The sequence below is a fragment of the Streptomyces kebangsaanensis genome (assembly GCF_001906585.1).
Lineage (GTDB): Bacteria > Actinomycetota > Actinomycetes > Streptomycetales > Streptomycetaceae > Streptomyces > Streptomyces kebangsaanensis.
In genome coordinates this window covers 77,081-95,365 of record NZ_JUJA01000158.1, presented here as the reverse complement: position 1 = coordinate 95,365, position 18,285 = coordinate 77,081, and the positions used below count along the sequence as shown (strand labels likewise).

17 protein-coding genes and 1 pseudogene are annotated in these 18,285 nt (G+C 75.4%); 16 read left to right on the top strand and 2 right to left on the bottom strand.

Annotated elements, in window-relative coordinates; genetic code table 11:
- Positions 1–19 precede the first annotated feature (19 nt).
- Entirely contained in the window at positions 20–1,705 is a 1,686-nt protein-coding gene (locus RH94_RS29005) for a PucR family transcriptional regulator (protein WP_073951313.1), read from the bottom strand.
- Between the two features lie 213 nt (positions 1,706–1,918).
- On the opposite strand from RH94_RS29005, the gene RH94_RS29000 reads away from it, so the two are divergent.
- From RH94_RS29000 to RH94_RS28990, 3 genes are read left to right on the top strand one after another with little or no spacing between them, the layout of a single operon-like run.
- Positions 1,919–2,800, top strand: coding sequence for an FAD binding domain-containing protein (locus RH94_RS29000; RefSeq protein ID WP_073951312.1), 882 nt, complete (start codon positions 1,919–1,921; stop codon positions 2,798–2,800).
- Positions 2,800–3,324: a (2Fe-2S)-binding protein gene (locus RH94_RS28995; protein WP_073951311.1), complete on the top strand. Its 525-nt coding sequence runs from the start codon at positions 2,800–2,802 to the stop codon at positions 3,322–3,324. The genes RH94_RS29000 and RH94_RS28995 overlap by 1 nt, the downstream gene beginning before the upstream one ends.
- Positions 3,321–5,744, top strand: a complete 2,424-nt coding sequence (locus RH94_RS28990; protein WP_073951310.1) for a xanthine dehydrogenase family protein molybdopterin-binding subunit — start codon at positions 3,321–3,323, stop codon at positions 5,742–5,744. The genes RH94_RS28995 and RH94_RS28990 overlap by 4 nt, the downstream gene beginning before the upstream one ends.
- Positions 5,745–5,751: 7 nt before the next feature.
- Here RH94_RS28990 and RH94_RS28985 read toward each other — a convergent pair whose 3' ends face one another.
- The gene (locus tag RH94_RS28985; protein ID WP_073951309.1) at positions 5,752–6,192 is read right to left on the bottom strand and encodes an SRPBCC family protein; all 441 of its coding nucleotides are present in this window, start codon (positions 6,190–6,192) and stop codon (positions 5,752–5,754) included.
- 78 nt (positions 6,193–6,270) lie between these two features.
- On the opposite strand from RH94_RS28985, the gene RH94_RS28980 reads away from it, so the two are divergent.
- The 13 genes and pseudogenes from RH94_RS28980 to RH94_RS28925 all read left to right on the top strand — a co-directional run.
- Positions 6,271–6,762: a GNAT family N-acetyltransferase gene (locus tag RH94_RS28980; RefSeq protein WP_073951308.1), complete on the top strand. Its 492-nt coding sequence runs from the start codon at positions 6,271–6,273 to the stop codon at positions 6,760–6,762.
- Between the two features lie 148 nt (positions 6,763–6,910).
- Complete coding sequence (locus RH94_RS28975) at positions 6,911–7,873, top strand: NAD-dependent epimerase/dehydratase family protein (protein ID WP_073951307.1); 963 nt, start codon at positions 6,911–6,913, stop codon at positions 7,871–7,873.
- A 252-nt stretch (positions 7,874–8,125) separates the two neighbouring features.
- Positions 8,126–9,763, top strand: coding sequence for a carbamoyltransferase family protein (locus RH94_RS28970; RefSeq protein WP_073951306.1), 1,638 nt, complete (start codon positions 8,126–8,128; stop codon positions 9,761–9,763).
- Positions 9,760–10,791 (top strand): glycosyltransferase, encoded by a 1,032-nt coding sequence (locus tag RH94_RS28965; protein ID WP_073951305.1) that lies wholly within the window; start codon positions 9,760–9,762, stop codon positions 10,789–10,791. The genes RH94_RS28970 and RH94_RS28965 overlap by 4 nt, the downstream gene beginning before the upstream one ends.
- Positions 10,788–11,405 carry a D-glycero-alpha-D-manno-heptose-1,7-bisphosphate 7-phosphatase gene (locus tag RH94_RS28960; RefSeq protein ID WP_073951304.1) on the top strand — a complete coding sequence of 206 codons (618 nt, stop codon included), beginning with the start codon at positions 10,788–10,790 and terminating at the stop codon, positions 11,403–11,405. Before RH94_RS28965 ends, RH94_RS28960 begins: the two co-directional genes overlap by 4 nt.
- The gene (locus RH94_RS28955; RefSeq protein WP_073951303.1) at positions 11,402–12,388 is read left to right on the top strand and encodes a glycosyltransferase family 9 protein; all 987 of its coding nucleotides are present in this window, start codon (positions 11,402–11,404) and stop codon (positions 12,386–12,388) included. The genes RH94_RS28960 and RH94_RS28955 overlap by 4 nt, the downstream gene beginning before the upstream one ends.
- Positions 12,385–13,347 carry a glycosyltransferase gene (locus RH94_RS28950; protein ID WP_073951302.1) on the top strand — a complete coding sequence of 321 codons (963 nt, stop codon included), beginning with the start codon at positions 12,385–12,387 and terminating at the stop codon, positions 13,345–13,347. Before RH94_RS28955 ends, RH94_RS28950 begins: the two co-directional genes overlap by 4 nt.
- Positions 13,344–14,374: pseudogene (locus RH94_RS28945) on the top strand (glycosyltransferase); the annotation flags it as partial. The gene RH94_RS28950 and the pseudogene RH94_RS28945, both read left to right, overlap by 4 nt.
- Before the next feature lie 2 nt (positions 14,375–14,376).
- A partial coding sequence (locus RH94_RS44940) for a glycosyltransferase (RefSeq protein WP_234426117.1) occupies positions 14,377–14,562 on the top strand: 186 nt, incomplete at its 5' end.
- Positions 14,563–14,623: 61 nt separating this feature from the next.
- Positions 14,624–15,208 (top strand): D-sedoheptulose-7-phosphate isomerase, encoded by a 585-nt coding sequence (locus tag RH94_RS28940; protein WP_073951301.1) that lies wholly within the window; start codon positions 14,624–14,626, stop codon positions 15,206–15,208.
- Position 15,209: 1 nt separating this feature from the next.
- On the top strand, positions 15,210–16,586 hold the full coding sequence (rfaE2, locus tag RH94_RS28935; protein WP_073951300.1) for a D-glycero-beta-D-manno-heptose 1-phosphate adenylyltransferase: 1,377 nt from the start codon (positions 15,210–15,212) through the stop codon (positions 16,584–16,586).
- The gene (locus tag RH94_RS28930; protein WP_073951299.1) at positions 16,583–17,605 is read left to right on the top strand and encodes a glycosyltransferase family 9 protein; all 1,023 of its coding nucleotides are present in this window, start codon (positions 16,583–16,585) and stop codon (positions 17,603–17,605) included. The genes rfaE2 and RH94_RS28930 overlap by 4 nt, the downstream gene beginning before the upstream one ends.
- Positions 17,587–18,285: glycosyltransferase family 2 protein (locus tag RH94_RS28925; protein ID WP_234426116.1), on the top strand; the 699-nt coding region annotated here is incomplete at its 3' end. The genes RH94_RS28930 and RH94_RS28925, both read left to right, overlap by 19 nt.

The following is an 18,285-nucleotide window of genomic DNA, read 5'->3' as shown; positions in this document are numbered from 1 at the left end:
CCCGCCGCGCGCCGTTCGCTCAGCTCATGCGCAGCGCGAGGAAGAAGTCCAGCTTGTCCTCCAGCCGGGACAGGTCACGGCCCGTCAACTGCTCGATCCGCCCGACCCGGTAGCGCAGTGTGTTGACGTGCAGGTGGAGCCGGGTGGCGCAGCGCGTCCAGGAGCCGTCGCAGTCGAGGAACGCCTCCAGGGTGGGGATCAGCTCGGCGCGGTGCCGGAGGTCGTAGTCCCGCAACGGGTCCAGCAGCCGCGCGGTGAAGGCGCGGCGCACGTCGTCCGGGACGAAGGGCAGCAGCAGGACGTGGGAGGCCAGCTCCTGGTGGCCGGCCGCGCAGACGCGCCCCGGGCGCGCCGCCGCCACCCGCCGGGCGTGCCGTGCCTCCTCCAGCGCCCCGCGCAGCCCCTCCGCCGAGTGCACGGCCGCGCTGACGCCGAGCGTGAGCCGCCCGTCGCCGTCCAGACCGGCCGACAGCGGGTCCCGTACGGCCTCCAGGAGCGCGTCGGCGGCGATCCCCGCCCCGGAGTCCTCGTGCTCCGCCGGGACGGCCGGGAGCGGGACCAGCGCGACCGCCTCCGCACCCGTGTGGGCGACCGCTATCCGGTCGGAGGGCTCGGGACCCGTGCTGCCGGGATCGACGAGGATCTCCTCCAGCAGCGACTGGGCGACCGGCCCGCTCCCGCCCCGCCCGCCGTCCCACTCGACCCGGGCCACCACCACCTGCCAGTGCGGGGCCGTTCCGAGGCCGGGCAGCAGCACCGGTGCCGCGACCCGCAGCCGCGCGGCGATCTCGGCGGGCGGCGCGCCCGACTGCACCAGCTCCAGCACCTCCTGGGCGAGCCGCCGGCGCACCGTGCGGGCCGCGTCCCGGCGGTCCCGCTCCACCGCGATCAGCTGGGTCACGCCCTGGAGCAGGTCCAGCCGCTGCTCCGGCCAGTCGCCCGCGTCGGCCTCCACGGCCAGCACCCAGTCCGACAGCCCCGTCTCCCGCACGTCCTCCCGTACCTCCCGCGAGGTGCGCGGGGAGCGCCCGGTGCTGCGGATGGGGAACAGGGAGTACGTCGTCGAGTCCAGCGTCACCCGGTGGGGGGCGCGGTGACCGGTGCGGACGGCCGCCAGGTGCTCGCCGGCGAGCCGGGCGCACGTCCGGGCGGACAGCGCCGGGCCCGCCGCCTTGGGTCCGGCGATCAGCCGGCCGGTGGGGGAGAGCAGCCAGGCCCGCAGGTCCAGGTCGGAGCCCAGCAGGTCGAGCACCACGTCCGGGCCGCCGCCCGCCGGACCGGAGGTCATCATCCTGCGGTGCCGCTCCACCACGGCCGCGAGGTCGCCGGCGCGCTCGCCCGAGACCTGCCGTACGACGTGCTCGGTGACCGTCGCGAACGCCACCGACTCCTCCACCGCGAACAGTGGCAGCCGGTGCCGGGCGCAGGCCACCACCAGGTCGTCGGGCACGCAGCCGAACTCGGCCGTACCGGCCGCCAGCGCGGCCACCCCGGCCTGCACCAGGGCGTGCACGAAGGGCTCGGAGTCGGAGGGGTTCCGGCGCCAGGCGAGCCCGGACAGCACCAGCTCGCCGCCGGAGAGGTAGCGGCTGGGATCGCGCAGGTCGGTGGTCATGACGCCCCGCACGGTGCGGTCCAGCTCCTCCTCCCCGCCGAGCAGCTTCAGGCCCAGCGCATCGGTGTCCAGCAGTGCGCGCAGCCGCATTCTCGTCGCCGCCGTTCCATGTACTCGAAAACTGACCGGCCGTGGCCTCTGTTACGGAGGAAACCCAAGGGGTTGCTGACGGCCTTCTTTCATATGAATCTACAAGATGACTGCTCTGGCCGGCCAAACCCTTCAGGTTTTCGGTGACTGACCACGAGGGAGCAACAGCTGTGTACTGACCCCACTGCGAGACGAAGAAGGAGAGGGCCGGCCATGGACTTCCTTCGCCCCGCCGGCTGGGAGGAGGCGCTCGCCGCCAAGGCCGAGCATCCCACCGCCGTGCCGATCGCGGGTGGCACCGATGTGATGGTCGAGATCAACTTCGGTCACCGCCGGCCCGAGTACCTGCTCGACCTGACCCGGATCCCGGAGCTCCACGAGTGGGAGACCGGCGAGGACGGCGTGCGGCTCGGCGCCTCCGTTCCGTACACGAAGATCATGGAGAACCTGCGGGCCGAGCTGCCGGGCCTCGCCCTCGCCTCGCACACCGTGGCCTCCCCGCAGATCCGCAACCGCGGCGGTGTCGGCGGCAACCTCGGCACCGCCTCCCCGGCCGGCGACGCCCACCCCGCCCTGCTGGCGGCGGGCGCCGAGGTCGAGGCCGAGTCCGTACGGGGGTCGCGGCTCATCCCGATCGACGCGTTCTACACCGGCGTCAAGCGCAACGCCCTCCAGCCCGACGAGCTGATCCGCGCCGTCCACGTCAGGAAGGCCGACGGCCCGCAGCAGTTCTCCAAGGTCGGCACCCGCAACGCCATGGTCATCGCCGTGTGCGCCTTCGGCCTCGCCCTGCACCCCGACACCCGCACCGTGCGCACCGGCATCGGCTCGGCCGCCCCCACGCCCATCCGGGCCAGGGCCGCCGAGGAGTTCCTGAACGCGGCGCTGGAGGAGGGCGGCTCCTGGGACAGCGGAAAGGCCGTCACCCCGTCGGTCGCCCAGCGGTTCGCGGAGCTGTGCTCGGCCGCCTGCGCCCCGATCGACGACGTCCGGGGCACCGCGGACTACCGCCGCCACGCGGTCGGCGTCATGGCCCGCCGGACGCTCACCTGGACCTGGGAGTCGTACCGCGACACCTCGAAGGGAGCCTCCTGATGCGCGTCAACCTCACCGTCAACGGACGCCCGCAGCAGGCCGACGACGTCTGGGAGGGCGAGTCCCTGCTCTACGTCCTGCGCGAGCGCCTGGGCCTGCCCGGCTCCAAGAACGCCTGTGAGCAGGGCGAGTGCGGCTCCTGCACGGTGCTCCTGGACGGCGTGCCGGTGTGTTCCTGCCTGGTCGCGGCCGGACAGGCCGAGGGCCGCGAGGTGGTGACCGTCGAGGGGCTGGCGGACCACGCCGGGCGGCGCGCGGGCGGAACGGGCGCGCGGACCGGCGAAGGTGCCGGACTCGCTCCGATCCAGCAGGCGTTCATCGACGCCGGCGCCGTGCAGTGCGGCTTCTGCACCCCGGGCCTGCTGGTCGCCGCCGACGAGATGCTGGAGCGCAATCCGGACCCGACCGACGAGGACATCCGCGAGGCCCTGTCGGGCAACCTGTGCCGCTGCACGGGCTACGAGAAGATCATGGACGCGGTCCGCCTGGCCGCCGCCCGGCAGTCCGAGGGAGGCCGAGCATGACGTCCCCCGAGCTCTCCACCGCGTTCGAGCAGGGCGGTACCCCCACCGGCATCCCCGCCAAGACCACCCAGGACTCCCGGACCAGGGGCGGCATCGGCGAGTCCACGCTCCGCCCGGACGGCACCCTCAAGGTCACCGGCGAGTTCGCGTACTCCTCCGACATGTGGCACGAGGACATGCTCTGGGGCCAGACCCTGCGCTCCACGGTCGCGCACGCCGAGATCCTGTCCATCGACGTCTCCGAGGCCCTGGCCACGCCGGGCGTCCACGCCGTGATGACCTACGACGACCTGCCGACCGGTGTGAGGCACTACGGTCTGGAGATCCGGGACACCCCGGTCCTCGCCCACGGCAAGGTCCGCCACCACGGCGAGCCCGTCGCCCTCGTCGCCGCCGACCACCCGGAGATCGCCCGCCGCGCCGCCGCGAGGATCAGGGTGGAGTACAAGGAGCTGCCGATCGTCACCGACGAGGCCTCCGCGACCGCCCCGGACGCGGTCCTCGTCCACGAGAACCGCACCGATCACTATTGCGCCCACGTCCCCCACCCCAACGTCCTCCACCGCCAGCCCGTCATCCGTGGCAACGCCGAACAGGCCGCGAGGAAGGCCGACTTCGTCGTCAGGGGCGAGTACCGCTTCGGCATGCAGGACCAGGCCTTCCTCGGCCCCGAGTCCGGCCTCGCCGTGCCGGAGGAGGACGGTGGCGTCCACCTCCACATCGCCACCCAGTGGCTGCACAGCGACCTGCGCCAGATGGCCCCGGTGCTCGGCCTGCCGCCGGAGAAGGTGCGGATGACACTGGCCGGCGTCGGCGGCGCGTTCGGCGGGCGCGAGGACCTGTCGATGCAGATCCACGCCTGCCTGCTGGCGCTGCGCACCGGCAGGCCCGTCAAGATCGTCTACAACCGCTTCGAGTCCTTCTTCGGGCACGTCCACCGCCACCCGGCCAAGCTGTCCTACGAGCACGGCGCGACCAGGGACGGCAGACTCACCCACGTCAGGGCCCGGATCGTGCTCGACGGCGGCGCGTACGCCTCCGCCTCCCCCGCGGTCGTCGGCAACGCCGCCTCGCTCGGCGTCGGCCCGTACGAGGTCGACCACGTGGACGTCGAGGCCCTCGCCCTCTACACCAACAACCCGCCCTGCGGCGCCATGCGCGGCTTCGGCGCGGTCCAGGCGTGCTTCGCCTACGAGGCGCAGATGGACAGGCTCGCCGACGCCGTCGGCATGGACCGGGTGGAGTTCCGGCGGCTGAACGCCATGTCCCAGGGCTCGGTCATGCCGACCGGGCAGCGGGTCGACTCCCCGGCACCGGTCGCCGAACTCCTGCGCCGCGTCAAGGAGATGCCCATGCCGCCGGAGCGCCAGTGGGAGTCCAGCGAGGGCGTGGACCTGCGGCAGCTGCCGGGCGGCCTGTCCAACACCACGCACGGCGAGGGCGTCGTACGCGGGGTGGGCTACGCGGTCGGCATCAAGAACGTCGGTTTCTCCGAGGGATTCGACGACTACTCCACCGCGAAGGTCCGCATGGAGGTCGTGGCCCGGGAGCCGGTGGTCACCGTGCACACCGCGATGGCGGAGGTCGGGCAGGGCGGTGTCACCGTCCAGGCCCAGATCGCCCGCACCGAGCTGGGCGTCACCCGGGTGGCCATCCACCCGGCGGACACCCGGGTGGGCAGCGCCGGTTCGACCTCGGCCTCCCGGCAGACGTACGTCACCGGGGGTGCCGTGAAGCACGCCTGCGAGCTGGTGCGCGAGAGGGTCCTGGAGATCGGCCGCCGCAGGTTCGGCTCCCGTCACCCCGGCTGGGCGACGGCCGGACTCCTGCTGGAGGGCGGCAAGGTCGTCACCGACGGCGGTGAGGTGCTCGCCGACCTGGTGGACGTGGTGCGGGACGAGGTCGTCGAGGTCGAGGAGGAGTGGCGGCACCGGCCGACCGAGCCCTTCGACCCGCGCACCGGCCAGGGCAACGGCCATGTGCAGTACTCCTTCGCCGCGCACCGCGCCGTCGTCGAGGTCGACACCGAGCTCGGCCTGGTGAAGGTGATCGAGCTGGCCTGCGCCCAGGACGTCGGCAGGGCGCTCAACCCGCTGTCCGTCACCGGCCAGATCCAGGGCGGTACGACCCAGGGGCTCGGCATCGCGGTCATGGAGGAGATCGTCGTCGACCCGAGGACGGCGAAGGTGCGGAACCCGTCCTTCACGGACTACCTGATCCCCACGATCCTCGACACCCCGACCATCCCCGTCGACGTGCTCGAACTCGCCGACGACCACGCCCCGTACGGACTGCGCGGCGTCGGCGAGGCCCCCACCCTGTCGTCCACCCCGGCCGTCCTCGCGGCGATCCGCGACGCCACGGGCCTGGAGCTGAACCGCACACCGGTCCGCCCGGAACACCTCACGGGCACGGCGTGACGCCGCGTCAGGGCTGCCTGAGCACGTGGTTCAGCGCCCGCCCGAAGACCGCGCGCGACCCCTGCCGCAGCACCCCGTCGAACAGGCCGGGCAGGAAGCGGACGCGCAGTTCCTCCCGCCACCGCACCCGCGTACGCCCCCCGGGTCCGGGCCGCACCTCGAGCTCGGCCCAGCCCAGCACCACCCGCCCCCGCTTCTCCAGCCGGCACAGCCCCGGCTCCCCGTCGGCCGGCGGGCGCCAGACGGTGACCTCCATCGGGTCGTCGAAGCCGAGGGGGCCGATGCCCGAACGGGCCACGAACACCGTGCCCACCCGGGTCGGCGTGGGCGTGACCCCGGTGATGCGGGTCAGCGGAACGGTGTCGGCGTGCCGCGACCACCGCGTGATCCGCCGCCACGCCTCGTCGAGGGGCAGCGGCGCGGTGCGCTCGAGAGAGAAGGTGACCACAGGACGATCGTAAGCATCCGGCCCCGCCCAACAGCACATCCACCACCGAGTCACCCGTGTGGCCGTATCCTCTCGTCCATGCTGACGCTGGAGCGACTGCGTCCCGACCACGCGGACGCCCTGCTGGCCTTCGAACGGGAGAACCGCCGGTACTTCGCCCGCTCCGTTCCGGACCGCGGGGACGCGTACTTCACCGAGTTCGCCGCCCGCCACCGGGCCCTGCTCGCCGAGCAGGACGCCGGCGTCTGCCGGTTCCACCTCGTCCTGGACCGGCACGGCGTCCTGGTGGGCCGCGTCAACCTCGTCGACATCGCGGACGGCTGCGCCGAGTTGGGCTACCGGATCGGCGAGCGGGCCGCCGGCCGGGGGCTGGCGACCGCCGCCGTGGGGGAGGTCTGCCGGCTCGCGGCCGAGGAGTACCGGCTCTCCGCGCTCACCGCCGTCACCACCCTCGACAACCCGGCCTCCCAGGCCGTACTGCGGCGCAACGGGTTCACCGCGGTGGAGGACCTGCGCGTCGGCGGCCGGCCCGGGCGGCGGTTCCGGCGACGGCTCGGTGACGAGACCTGAGCCCGGGCCCGCGGTCCGCGGCCGGCACGGCCTCGGGCGCGACCCGACGGCGAAAGCCCGACCGGGTCCCGCCGGCCGATGTGTGGCCCTTCGGCCGCCGGGTTACTCAAGCCGTCACGCAAGTGAAGGCGAGAGTGAGGAGAGTCCCGTGAGCGGACGCACCTGGCGCCGGGCCCTGGTGACCGGCGGAGCCGGCTTCGTGGGATCCCATCTGTGCGCGCGGCTGCTCCAGGCCGGCACCGCGGTCGTGTGCCTGGACAACCTGGCCACCGGCGCCCACGCCAACGTGGCCGAACTCGAACAGCACCGCGGCTTCCGGTTCGTACGCGCCGACGCCACCGACGCCGACGCCGTACGCGGCCTGCCCGGCCGCTTCGACCTGGTCCTGCACTTCGCCTGCCCGGCCTCGCCCGCCGACTACCTGCGGCTGCCGCTGCAGACCCTGGACGTCGGCAGCACCGGCACCCGCAACGTCCTGGAGCGCGCCCGCGCCGACGGCGCCCGCTTCCTGCTGGCCTCCACCTCCGAGGTCTACGGCGACCCGCTCGAACACCCGCAGCACGAGGGTTACTGGGGCAACGTCAACCCGGTCGGCCCGCGCAGCGTCTACGACGAGTCCAAGCGCTTCGCCGAGGCCCTGGTCACCGCGCACCGGGGCGTCCACGGCACCGGCACCGCCATCGTCCGCATCTTCAACACCTACGGCCCCCGGATGCGTACCGGCGACGGCCGCGCGGTGCCCACCTTCATCGCCCAGGCCCTGGACGGCATGCCCCTCACCGTCGCCGGCGACGGCAGCCAGACCCGCTCGCTGTGCTACGTCGACGACACCGTCGACGGCGTACTCGCCCTGGCCGCCTCCGGGGAGACCGGCCCGGTCAACATCGGCGGCACCGACGAGATCACCGTGCTGGGGCTGGCCCGCCGGATCGTGGAGCTCACCGGTTCCGCCTCCCGCGTCCGCTTCGTCGACCGCCCCGTCGACGACCCCGGACGGCGCAGGCCCGACACCCGCCTGGCCCGGGAACGGCTCGGCTGGCAGCCGCACGTGACCTGGACCGAGGGGCTCCGGCGCACCATCGGGTGGTTCGCCCACTCCGCCGCCGCGTAGGGCCCGGGAGCCTCCCGGAGCAGTGGGCGGCAGGAGGCAGTAGACCGCGGTGTCCTGAACCGTACTGCCCCGCCCTGGCCAGGGAACTTCACCACAGGTGTCCAAAGCGTGACATGGAGTGGAAATTCCGCCTTCTCGGCGGCCGGTTGGCTTCACGTGTTTGAGACAGCCGGGGCGCGGCACCCAGAAGCCCGAATGCCCTCACGGTCCCCACACGCCGAACCATCCGACGAACGGGACGGAGCCGCCCCCATGCGCATCCTTGGTATCAACGCCCTGTTCCACGACCCCGCCGCCGCCCTCGTCGTCGACGGCACGACGGTCGCGGCCGGCGAGGAGGAGCGCTTCAGCCGACGCAAGCACGGCAAGCGCCCGGTGCCGTTCTCCGCGTGGGAACTGCCGGAACTCTCCGCCCGCTGGTGCCTGGAGCACGCGGGCATCGGGCCCGGGGATCTGGACGCCGTCACGTACTCCTTCGACCCGGCCCTGGCCCGCCCGGCCGCCGACATGGGCCTGTCCGACCCGTGGGACCCGCTGCGCCTGGAGTACGCCCGCCGCACCCCCGAGTTCCTCGCCGAGGCGCTGCCCGGACTCGACCCGGCCAAGGTCGTCTTCGTGCCGCACCACGTCGCGCACGCCGCCTCCGCCGGGCCCGCCTCCCCGCACCCGGACAGCGCCGTCCTCGTCCTGGACGGCCGCGGCGAGGCCGCCTCCCACCTCGCCGGACGCTTCCACGACGGCAAGCTCGACACCCTCGCCGCGCAGGCCCTGCCCCACTCCCTCGGCCTGCTCTACGAGGAGCTGACCGAACACCTCGGCTTCCTGCGCAGCAGCGACGAGTACAAGGTCATGGCGCTCGCCTCCTACGGCAAGCCCCGCTTCCTGTCCAGGCTGCGCCCGTACGTCCACGCCACCGGCGACGGCGGCTTCCGCGCCCACGGCGTCGACTGGGCCGCCCTCGCCCCGCCGCGGGCCAAGGGCGAGCCGTGGACCCGGGACCACGCCGACCTGGCGGCCAGTTGCCAGGCCGCCCTGGAGGAGACCCTGCTCGAACTCGCCCACTGGCTGCACCGCGAGGCGGGCGGCGAGGCCCTGACCATGGCCGGCGGCGTCGCCCTCAACTGCGTCGCCAACTCGAAGATCGCCGCGAAGGGCCCGTACCGGCACGTGTGGGTGCAGCCCGCCGCCGGGGACGCCGGCACCGCGCTCGGCGGCGCCCTGTACCTGGCCGCGAGCGAGGGCGCCGCCCCCGAGCCCCTGCCCGGCGCCGACCTCGGACGCGGCTGGAGCGACGAGGAACTGCGCGCCCGGCTGGAGGAGGCCGCCGTACCGTACGAGCGGCCCGACGACATCGCCGAGGCGGTCGCCGAGGAACTGGCCCGCGACGGGGTCGTGGCCTGGTTCCAGGGGCGCAGCGAGTACGGACCGCGCGCCCTCGGCCACCGCTCCCTGCTCGCCCACCCGGGCCGGGCCGAGAACCTGGAGCGGCTGAACAGGGTCAAGGGCCGCGAGGAGTTCCGGCCGGTCGCGCCCATGGTGCTCGCCGAACGCGCCCACGAGCTGTTCCGGGGGCCGATCCCCAGCCCGTACATGCTGTTCGTGCACGACGTCCACCGCGACTGGCAGGACCGCGTCCCCGCCGTGGTGCACGTCGACGGCACCGCCCGCGTCCAGACCGTCGACGAACGCCGGGAACCGCTGGTCGCCCGCATGCTGCGCGGCTTCGAGAAGCGCACCGGGCTGCCCGCCGTCGTCAACACCAGCCTCAACACCGCCGGCCGGCCCATGGTCGACGACCCGCGCGACGCGCTGGAGTGCTTCGGCTCCGCGCCCGTCGACCTGCTGGCGATCGGCCCGTACGCGGTGCGCAGGGGGAGGGCGTACGCATGACCCGCACCGACGGCCGCACCACCGTGACCGGGCCCGCCTACGCCGTGGTGGTCCCCACGCTCGCGCGGGGCACCCTCGCCGACTGCCTGGCCGCCCTCGCCGCCGCGACCGGACCGCGACCGGACGAGATCGTCCTGGTCGACGACCGGCCCGAGCCCGAACCGGACGCGCTGGAGCACCCGCTGAGCACGCTGGGCGACCTGCGTGCCCGCACCACCGTGCTCACCAGCGGCGGCCGCGGCCCCGCCGCCGCCCGCAACACCGGGCTGCGCGCGGTCACCGCGCCCTGGGTCGCCTTCCTCGACGACGACGTCCAGGTCGGCCCGCACTGGTGCGACCAGCTCACACAGGACCTGGCCGAGGCGAGCCCCGACACCGGCGCCGTGCAGGGTGTGATCGCCGTGCCGCTGCCCGGCGAGCGCCGCCCCACCGACTGGGAGCGGGGCACCGCCGGACTGGCCCGGGCCCGCTGGATCACCGCCGACATGGCCTACCGCACCGACGCCCTCGAACAGGTCGCCGGCTTCGACGAGCGCTTCACACGCGCCTTCCGCGAGGACGCCGACCTCGCACTGCGCGTCCTGGACGCCGGCTGGCGCATCCGACGGGGCCGCCGCACCACCCGCCACCCCGTCCGCCCCGCCGACCGCTGGGTGTCGCTGCGCGCCCAGCGCGGCAACGCCGACGACGCGCTGATGCTGCGCCTGCACGGCCCCGACTGGTGGCAGAAGGCGGTGGCCCCGCGCGGCCGGATCCGCTCCCACCTCGCCGTCACCGCCGCCGCTGTCGCGGCCTGCGCACTCGCCGCGGCCGGCCGGCCCCGCGCCGCCGCCGTGGCCGGGCTCGGCTGGGCGGCGGGCACCGCGGAGTTCGCCTGGGCGCGCATCGCCCCCGGGCCGCGCACCCGCGAGGAGGTGACCACCATAGTGGTCACCAGCGTCCTCATCCCGCCCGCGGCCACCTGGCACCGGCTGACCGGCCTGTGGCGCCACCGGGACGCCCCCGCCTGGCGGGAGGTGGCCGCATGAACCCCGTCAAGGCCGTGCTGTTCGACCGCGACGGCACCCTCGTGGAGGACGTCCCCCACAACGGCGACCCCGAGCGGGTCCGCCCGGTCGAGGGCGCCCGCGAGGCGCTGGAACTGCTGCGCGCGAAGGGCATCGGAACCGGCGTCGTCACCAACCAGTCGGGGGTGGCGCGCGGGCTGCTGAGCACCGCCGACGTGCGCCGCGTCAACGAACGCGTCGACCGGCTGCTGGGCCCCTTCGACGTGTGGGCCGTCTGCCCGCACGGCCCCGAGGACGGCTGCCACTGCCGCAAACCCCGCCCCGGCATGATCCTCTGGGCGGCCGGCCGCATCTGCACCCCGCCCGGCGACATCGTCGTCATCGGCGACATCGGCGCCGACGTGGAAGCCGCCCGCCGCGCCGGCGCCCACGGCATCCTCGTGCCCACCCCGGCCACCCGCCCCGAGGAGACGACCGCCGCCGACCACGTGGCCCCCGACCTGCTGACCGCCGTCCGCGCGGTCCTGACCGGTCCGCCGCGGGGACGGATCCTGGCCGACGAACGCCCCATCAGGGCCGCCTACACCACCGGGGAGCGGCCCGCGTCCGAACGAGCCGACCGGAGGCGGCGGTGAAGGCGCTCGTCACCCGGCTCGACAGCTTCGGCGACGTGCTGCTCGCCGGGCCCGCCGTCCGTGCCGTCGCCGCCCGGGCCGAGAAGGTGGCCCTGCTGTGCGGGCCGCGGGGCGAGCCCGCCGCGCGGCTGCTGCCCGGAGTGGACGAGGTGCTCGTGTGGGACGCGCCCTGGGCCGGGTTCGAACCGCCGCCCGTGGACCGGGCGGAGATCGGGAAACTGCTCGACTCCCTCGACGCCGACACCGCCCTCGTCCTCACCTCCTTCCACCAGTCCCCGCTGCCCACCGCCCTGCTGCTGCGCCTGGCCGGGGTGCGGCACATCGCCGCCGACAGCGTGGACCACCCCGGCTCCCTGCTCGACGTACGCCACCGGCGCGCCCCGCACGCCCACGAGGCCGAGGCCGCGCTCGACCTCGCCGAGGCCGCCGGGTTCCCGCGCGTCGACGACGGGCGGCCGCGCGTGCTGCCCCCGCCGGACACCGCCCGCCTCACCGGCCCGCGGCCGTACGTCGTGCTGCACCCCGGCGCGAGCGTGCCCGCCCGCGCCTGGAGCCTGCGGCGCTGCGCGCAGGCCGTATGGGAACTCGCCGCGGCCGGGCACCGGGTGGTCGTGACCGGGGGCGGGGGAGAACGGGACCTGACCGCCCATGCGGCCGGCACCCACGGCCTGGACCTCGGCGGCCGGACCGGCGCCGCCGAACTCGCCGGCGTACTGGCCGGGGCCCGCGCGGTCGTCACCGGCAACACCGGCCCCGCACACCTCGCCGCCGCCGTCGGCACCCCCGTCGTCTCCCTGTTCGCACCGGTCGTCCCCGCCGAGCGCTGGCGCCCCTACGGAGTGCCGTACGTGCTGCTCGGCGACCAGGGCGCACCGTGCGCCGGCAGCCGCGCCCGGAACTGCCCGGTGCCCGGACACCCCTGCCTGGAGTCGGTGACCGCGCACGACGTGCTCGCCGCGGTGGAGAAGGTGATGAAGGCGTGAGGATCCTCATCTGGCACGTGCACGGCTCCTGGACCACCGCGTTCGTCCAGGGCCCGCACACCTACGTCGTCCCCGTCACCCCCGGCCGCGGACCCGACGGCCTCGGCCGCGCCCGCACCTTCGACTGGCCGGACTCCGTGGTCGAACTCCCGCCGGAGAGGCTGCGGGACGCCGGCATCGACCTCGTCGTCCTGCAACGCCCGCACGAGTACGACCTCGTGCGGCGGTGGCTGGGCCGCCGGCCGCCCATGGTGTACCTGGAGCACAACGCCCCCCACGGCTGCTCCCCGGGGGTTCCCGACACCCGGCACCCGGTCGCCGACCTGCCCGGTGACGTGCCGCTCGTGCACGTCACCCACTTCAACCGGCTGATGTGGGACGCCGGAGGCGCCGGGACCACCGTCATCGAACACGGCATCGTCGACCCCGGTCCGCTGTGGACCGGCGAGGTGCCGCACGCGGCCGTCGTCGTCAACGAGCCGGTCCGGCGCGGCCGTACGACGGGCACGGACCTGCTGCCGACGTTCGCGCACGCCGCTCCCCTGGACGTCTTCGGCATGGGCACGGACGGCCTCGCCGGCCACCTCGGCCTGCCGCCCGGCCGCTGCCGCTCCCACGAACTCGTCCAGAAGGACCTGCACGCGGCGATGGCCAGGCGCCGCCTCTACCTCCACCCGGTCCGCTGGACCTCCCTCGGCCTGTCCCTGCTGGAGGCGATGCACCTGGGCATGCCCGTGGTCGCCCTCGCCACCACCGAGGTCACCGAGGCGGTGCCCCCGGGCGCCGGGGTGGTCTCCAACCGGATCGACGTACTGACCGACACCGTACGGGACTTCGTCGCCGACCCGCTGCACGCCCGCATGGTCGGCGAGGGAGCACGCGCCGCCGCGCTCGCCCGCTACGGGCTGACCCGCTTCCTGGACGACTGGGAGCGGCTGCTGAAGGAGGTGACCCGATGAGGATCGCCATGGTGTCCGAGCACGCGAGCCCGCTCGCCGCGCTCGGCGGGGTCGACGCCGGGGGACAGAACGTGTACGTCGCCCGCCTCACCGAGGAGTTGGCGCGCCGCGGGCACGACGTCACCGTCCACACCCGGCGCGACAGCGCCGACCTGCCCGACCGGGTGCCGCTGCCCGGCGGCGCCGTCGTCGAGCACGTACCGGCCGGACCGCCCGAACCCCTCCCCAAGGACGCCCTGTTCCCGCACATGCCGTCCTTCGGCGCCCATCTGGCCCGCGTCTGGCGCCGCGAGCGGCCCGACGTGGTGCACGCCCACTTCTGGATGTCCGGCATGGCCGGTCTGCTCGGCGCCGGCCCGCACGGCGTCCCGGTCGTCCAGACCTTCCACGCCCTCGGCACCGTCAAGCGCCGCCACCAGGGCCGCGCCGACACCAGCCCCGTCGAACGCGTCGGCGTCGAGCGGCAGATCGGCCGCACCTGCGACCGCGTCCTGGCCACCTGCACCGACGAGGTCCACGAACTGGCCGGCATGGGCATCTCCCCGCGCCAGGTCTCCGTGGTGCCCTGCGGAGTCGACGCCGGCCACTTCCACCCCGGCGCCCCGGCCGCCGAAGCGCCCGCCCGTGCCCAGCGGCACCGGTTCCTCGCCTGCGGCCGGCTCGTCCCCCGCAAGGGCTACGACCAGGCCATCCGGGCGCTGACCCGGATCCCGCACACCGAACTCCTCGTCGCCGGCGGCCCGCCGCCCGACCTGCTGCACACCGAGCCCGAGGCCGAACGGCTGCGGGAACTGGCCGAACGGGAGGGCGTCGGCGACCGGGTACGGCTGCTCGGCGCCGTCGACCCGGCCCGGATGCCCGCGCTGATGCGCAGCGCCGACCTGGTGGTGTGCACCCCCGTCTACGAGCCGTTCGGGATCGTGCCGCTGGAGGCGATGGCCTGCGCGGTGCCCGTCGTCGCCACCGACGTCGGCGGCCACCGCGACTCGGTGGCCGACGGCCGCACCGGCCGGCTCGTCGCCGAGGGNNGACCCCGCGGCGATCGCCGCCGCCGCCCGCGACCTGCTCGGCAGCGACCGGCTGCGCCGCCGCTACGGAGCCGCCGGCCGCGAACGCGTCCTCGCCCGCTTCACCTGGCGGCGCGTCGCCGACGGCGTCGAACAGGTCTACCGGCGGGTCCTGGCCGGCCACGAACTGAAGTCGGAGGTGGCGTGAGGCACACCGATCACACCGACCGTGCCGACCGCTGTTCCACGAACCACCCGGAGGTGACGTCATGAGCGTCGGGACCCCCGCCGTCGTCGGCCACTGCGACGAACTCCTCACCGCCCTCGGACGGTTCCGCGCTTCCGCGCACATCACCCAACGCTGGGGGGAGCAGCTCGCCGCCGTCCTCGGCGGCGGCGGACGGCTGCTGGCCGCGGGCAACGGCGGCAGCGCCGCCCAGGCCCAGCACCTGACCGCCGAACTCGTCGGCCGCTACCGCGACGACCGGCCCCCGTTCTCCGCGATCGCCCTGCACGCGGACACCTCCAGCACCACCGCCATCGCCAACGACTACGGCGTCGACGAGCTGTTCGCCCGCCAGGTCCGCGCCCACGGCCGCCCCGGGGACGTACTGGTGCTGCTGTCCACCAGCGGCGCCAGCGCCAACCTGCTCTCCGCCGCCGACGCGGGCCGCGCGGCCGGCCTGCGGGTGTGGGCGCTGAGCGGGCCGGCGCCCAACCCGCTGAGCGCGGGCAGCGACGAGGCGCTGTGCGTGGCCGCGGGCTCCACGGCGACCGTGCAGGAACTCCACCTCGTCGCGGTGCACATGATCTGCGCGGCCTTCGACGCGGCCCTCGAGCGGGGCGGGAGGTGACATGACGGGGAAGGCACCTCTCGTCGTGGTCGGCGACGCGCTGCTGGACCGCGACCTGACCGGGCACGCGGACCGGCTCGCGCCCGACGCGCCCGTGCCGGTCGTCGCCGACTGCGCGGAGCGGGTACGGCCCGGAGGCGCCGCCCTCGCCGCGTACCTCGCCGCCCGCGACGGCCGCGACGTCACCCTGGTCACCGGCCTGGACGACGGCCCGGCCGCCCGCGAACTGCGCCGGCTCCTGGAACCCTGGCTGACCCTGGTGGCGCTGCCGCTGTCCGGCGGGCTGCCGGAGAAGACCCGGGTCCTGGCCCAGGGCCGTCCCGTGGTCCGCCTGGACCGCGGCTCCGGCCGCGTCCGCAGGGCCACGGCACAGGCCCGCGCGGTGCTCGGCCCGGCGTCCGCCGTCCTGGTCTCGGACTACGGCCGCGGCACGGCGGACGCCCTCCGCGCCGAACTGCGCGCACGCCCCCCGGTGGTGTGGGATCCCCACCCCCGGGGCGGCCCACCGGTACCGGGCACGAGGCTGGTGACCCCGTCACGGACGGAGGCCCGGGGCTTCGCGGCCGAGCCGGGGGAAGACGAGGGCCCCGCCGGACACGACGGCAACGAGCTGCGCACCGTCGCCCACGAGGCCTCCACGCTCGTACGGCACTGGCGGGCCGCCGCCGTCGCGGTGACCCTCGGGGCGCGCGGGGCGCTGCTGTCGTACGGCGAGCATCCGCTCCTGGTGCCGGTGACGGCGGCGCACCACGGCGACCCGTGCGGTGCCGGCGACCGCTTCGCCGCCACGGCGGCCGGACTGCTCGCGGACGGTGCGCTGGTCGGGGAGGCGGTGGAGGGGGCGGTCACCGCCGCGACCGCCTTCGTGGCCGCGGGCGGCGCGGGCGGCGTGCTCGACACCCCGCACCCGCCGCCCCTCGGCGACGACCCGGCCGACCTGATCGCCCGCGTTCGCGCGAGTGGCGGCACCGTCGTCGCCGCGGGCGGCTGCTTCGACCTGCTGCACGCCGGACACGTCGGCCTCCTCCAGGCCGCCCGGCGCATCGGCGACTGCCTGGTCGTCTGCGTCAACTCCGACTCCTCCGTGCGCCGCCGCAAGGGCGAGGGCCGCCCGGTCAACCCGCTCGCCGACCGCGTCCGCGTCCTGAGCGCCCTGGCCTGCGTCGACGCCGTCGCCGTCTTCGACGAGGACACTCCCGAGCGCCTCCTGGCCGAACTCCGCCCCGACGTCTGGGTCAAGGGCGGCGACTACGCCGGTGCCGAACTCCCCGAGGCCGTCCTCCTGCAGGAGTGGGGCGGCCAGGCGGTCCTCCTCCCCTACCTGGACGGCCGCTCCTCCACGGCCCTCATGGCCAGGGCGGCGGAGGGGACGCGTTGACCGGGCACGCGGTCCCCCGCCTCCTGGTGCTGCGTGCCCTCGGGCTCGGGGACCTGCTCGCCGGGGTGCCCGCGCTGCGGGCGCTGCGGCGCGGGTTCCCGGAGCACGAGCTGGTGCTGGCCGCGCCCGCCGAGCTGGCGCCGGTGGCCGCGGCGACGGGAGCCGTGGGCCGGCTGCTGGACGCCTCGGCGCCCGGGCGGGCCGTACCCCGGAGGATCGGCTGGACCGGGCCGCCCCCGGACGTCGCCGTGGACCTGCACGGCAACGGGCCGCCCAGTCACCGGCTGCTCGCGGGGCTCGGCCCCGGGCGGCTGTTCGCCTTCGCGCACCCCGGGACGCCCGAGGCCGAGGGCCCCCGGTGGTGCGCCGACGAGCACGAGCGGGAGCGCTGGTGCCGGCTGCTGCGCTGGTACGGCGTCGACGCCGACCCCACCGATCTGCGACTGGCCCCGCCCACCGCGCCCTCCCCGGCCCCGGGCGCCGTCGTCCTGCACCCCGGCGCCGGGTCCCCGGCCCGCTGCTGGCCCGTCGAACGGTTCGCCGCCGTCGCCGAAGCGCTGCGCGCCCGCGGACATCGCGTCGTCGTCACCGGGGGAGCGGACGAGGGCGACCTCGTCGCCCGCCTGGCGAAGCGGGCCGGCCTGCCGGACACCGACGTGTTCGGCGGCGGCCCGTCCTTCGACCGGTTCTCGGCGCTGGTCGCCGGCGCCCGTGCCGTCGTCAGCGGCGACACCGGCATCGCACACCTCGCGGTCGCGCACGCCACCCCGTCGGTGACCCTGTGCGGCCCGGTCCCGCCCAGCCGCTGGGGCCCGCCCCCCGGCGACCCCCGCCACCTCGCCCTGTGGCACGGCCCGCCGGGCGACCCGCACGGCCGCCGCCCCGACCCCGCGCTGCTGAGGATCGGCACGGACGAGGTCCTGAACGCCCTCGACGCGCTCCCCGAGCCGTCGGACCGACCGAGGTCGACCCGCACACGGAACGGCACATGCAACGGCACATGCAACGCTCACCCGTAGGCGTCGTCATCGCCACCCGCAACCGCTCCGCCGGCCTCGCCGCCACCCTCCGGCACCTGCTCGCCCTGCCCGAGCGGCCGGAGGTCGTCGTGGCCGACAACGCCTCCACCGACGGCACCCGCACCATGCTCGCCCGCGACTTCCCCCAAGTCCGCGTACTGGCACTGCCGTTCAACCGCGGCGCCCTCGCCCGCACACACGGCGTCCGCGCCCTGCGCACCCCCTACGTGGCGTTCAGCGACGACGACTCCTGGTGGGCGCCCGGCGCCCTCGCCGAGGCCGCCCGCCTCTTCGACGCCCACCCCCGGCTCGGCCTGCTCGCCGCCCGCACGCTCGTCGGCCCCGAACAGGAACCGGATCCGCTCGACAAGGTGCTCGCCGACTCCCCGCTCGGCCCCGCCACCGACCTGCCCGGCACCCAGGTCCTCGGCTTCCTCGCCTGCGCCTCCGTCACCCGCCGCACCGCCTACCTCGACGCCGGCGGCTTCCACCCGCTGCTGTTCTTCGCCGCCGAGGAGACCCTGCTCGCCTACGACTTGGCCGCCCGCGGCTGGGGCGTCACCCACTGCCCCGAGGTGGTCGCCCACCACCACCCGGCACCCGGCCCGCGCACCGGCCGCCCGGCCGTGGTGCGCCGCAACGAACTCCTCACCGCCTGGTTGCGCCGCCCCCTGCCACAC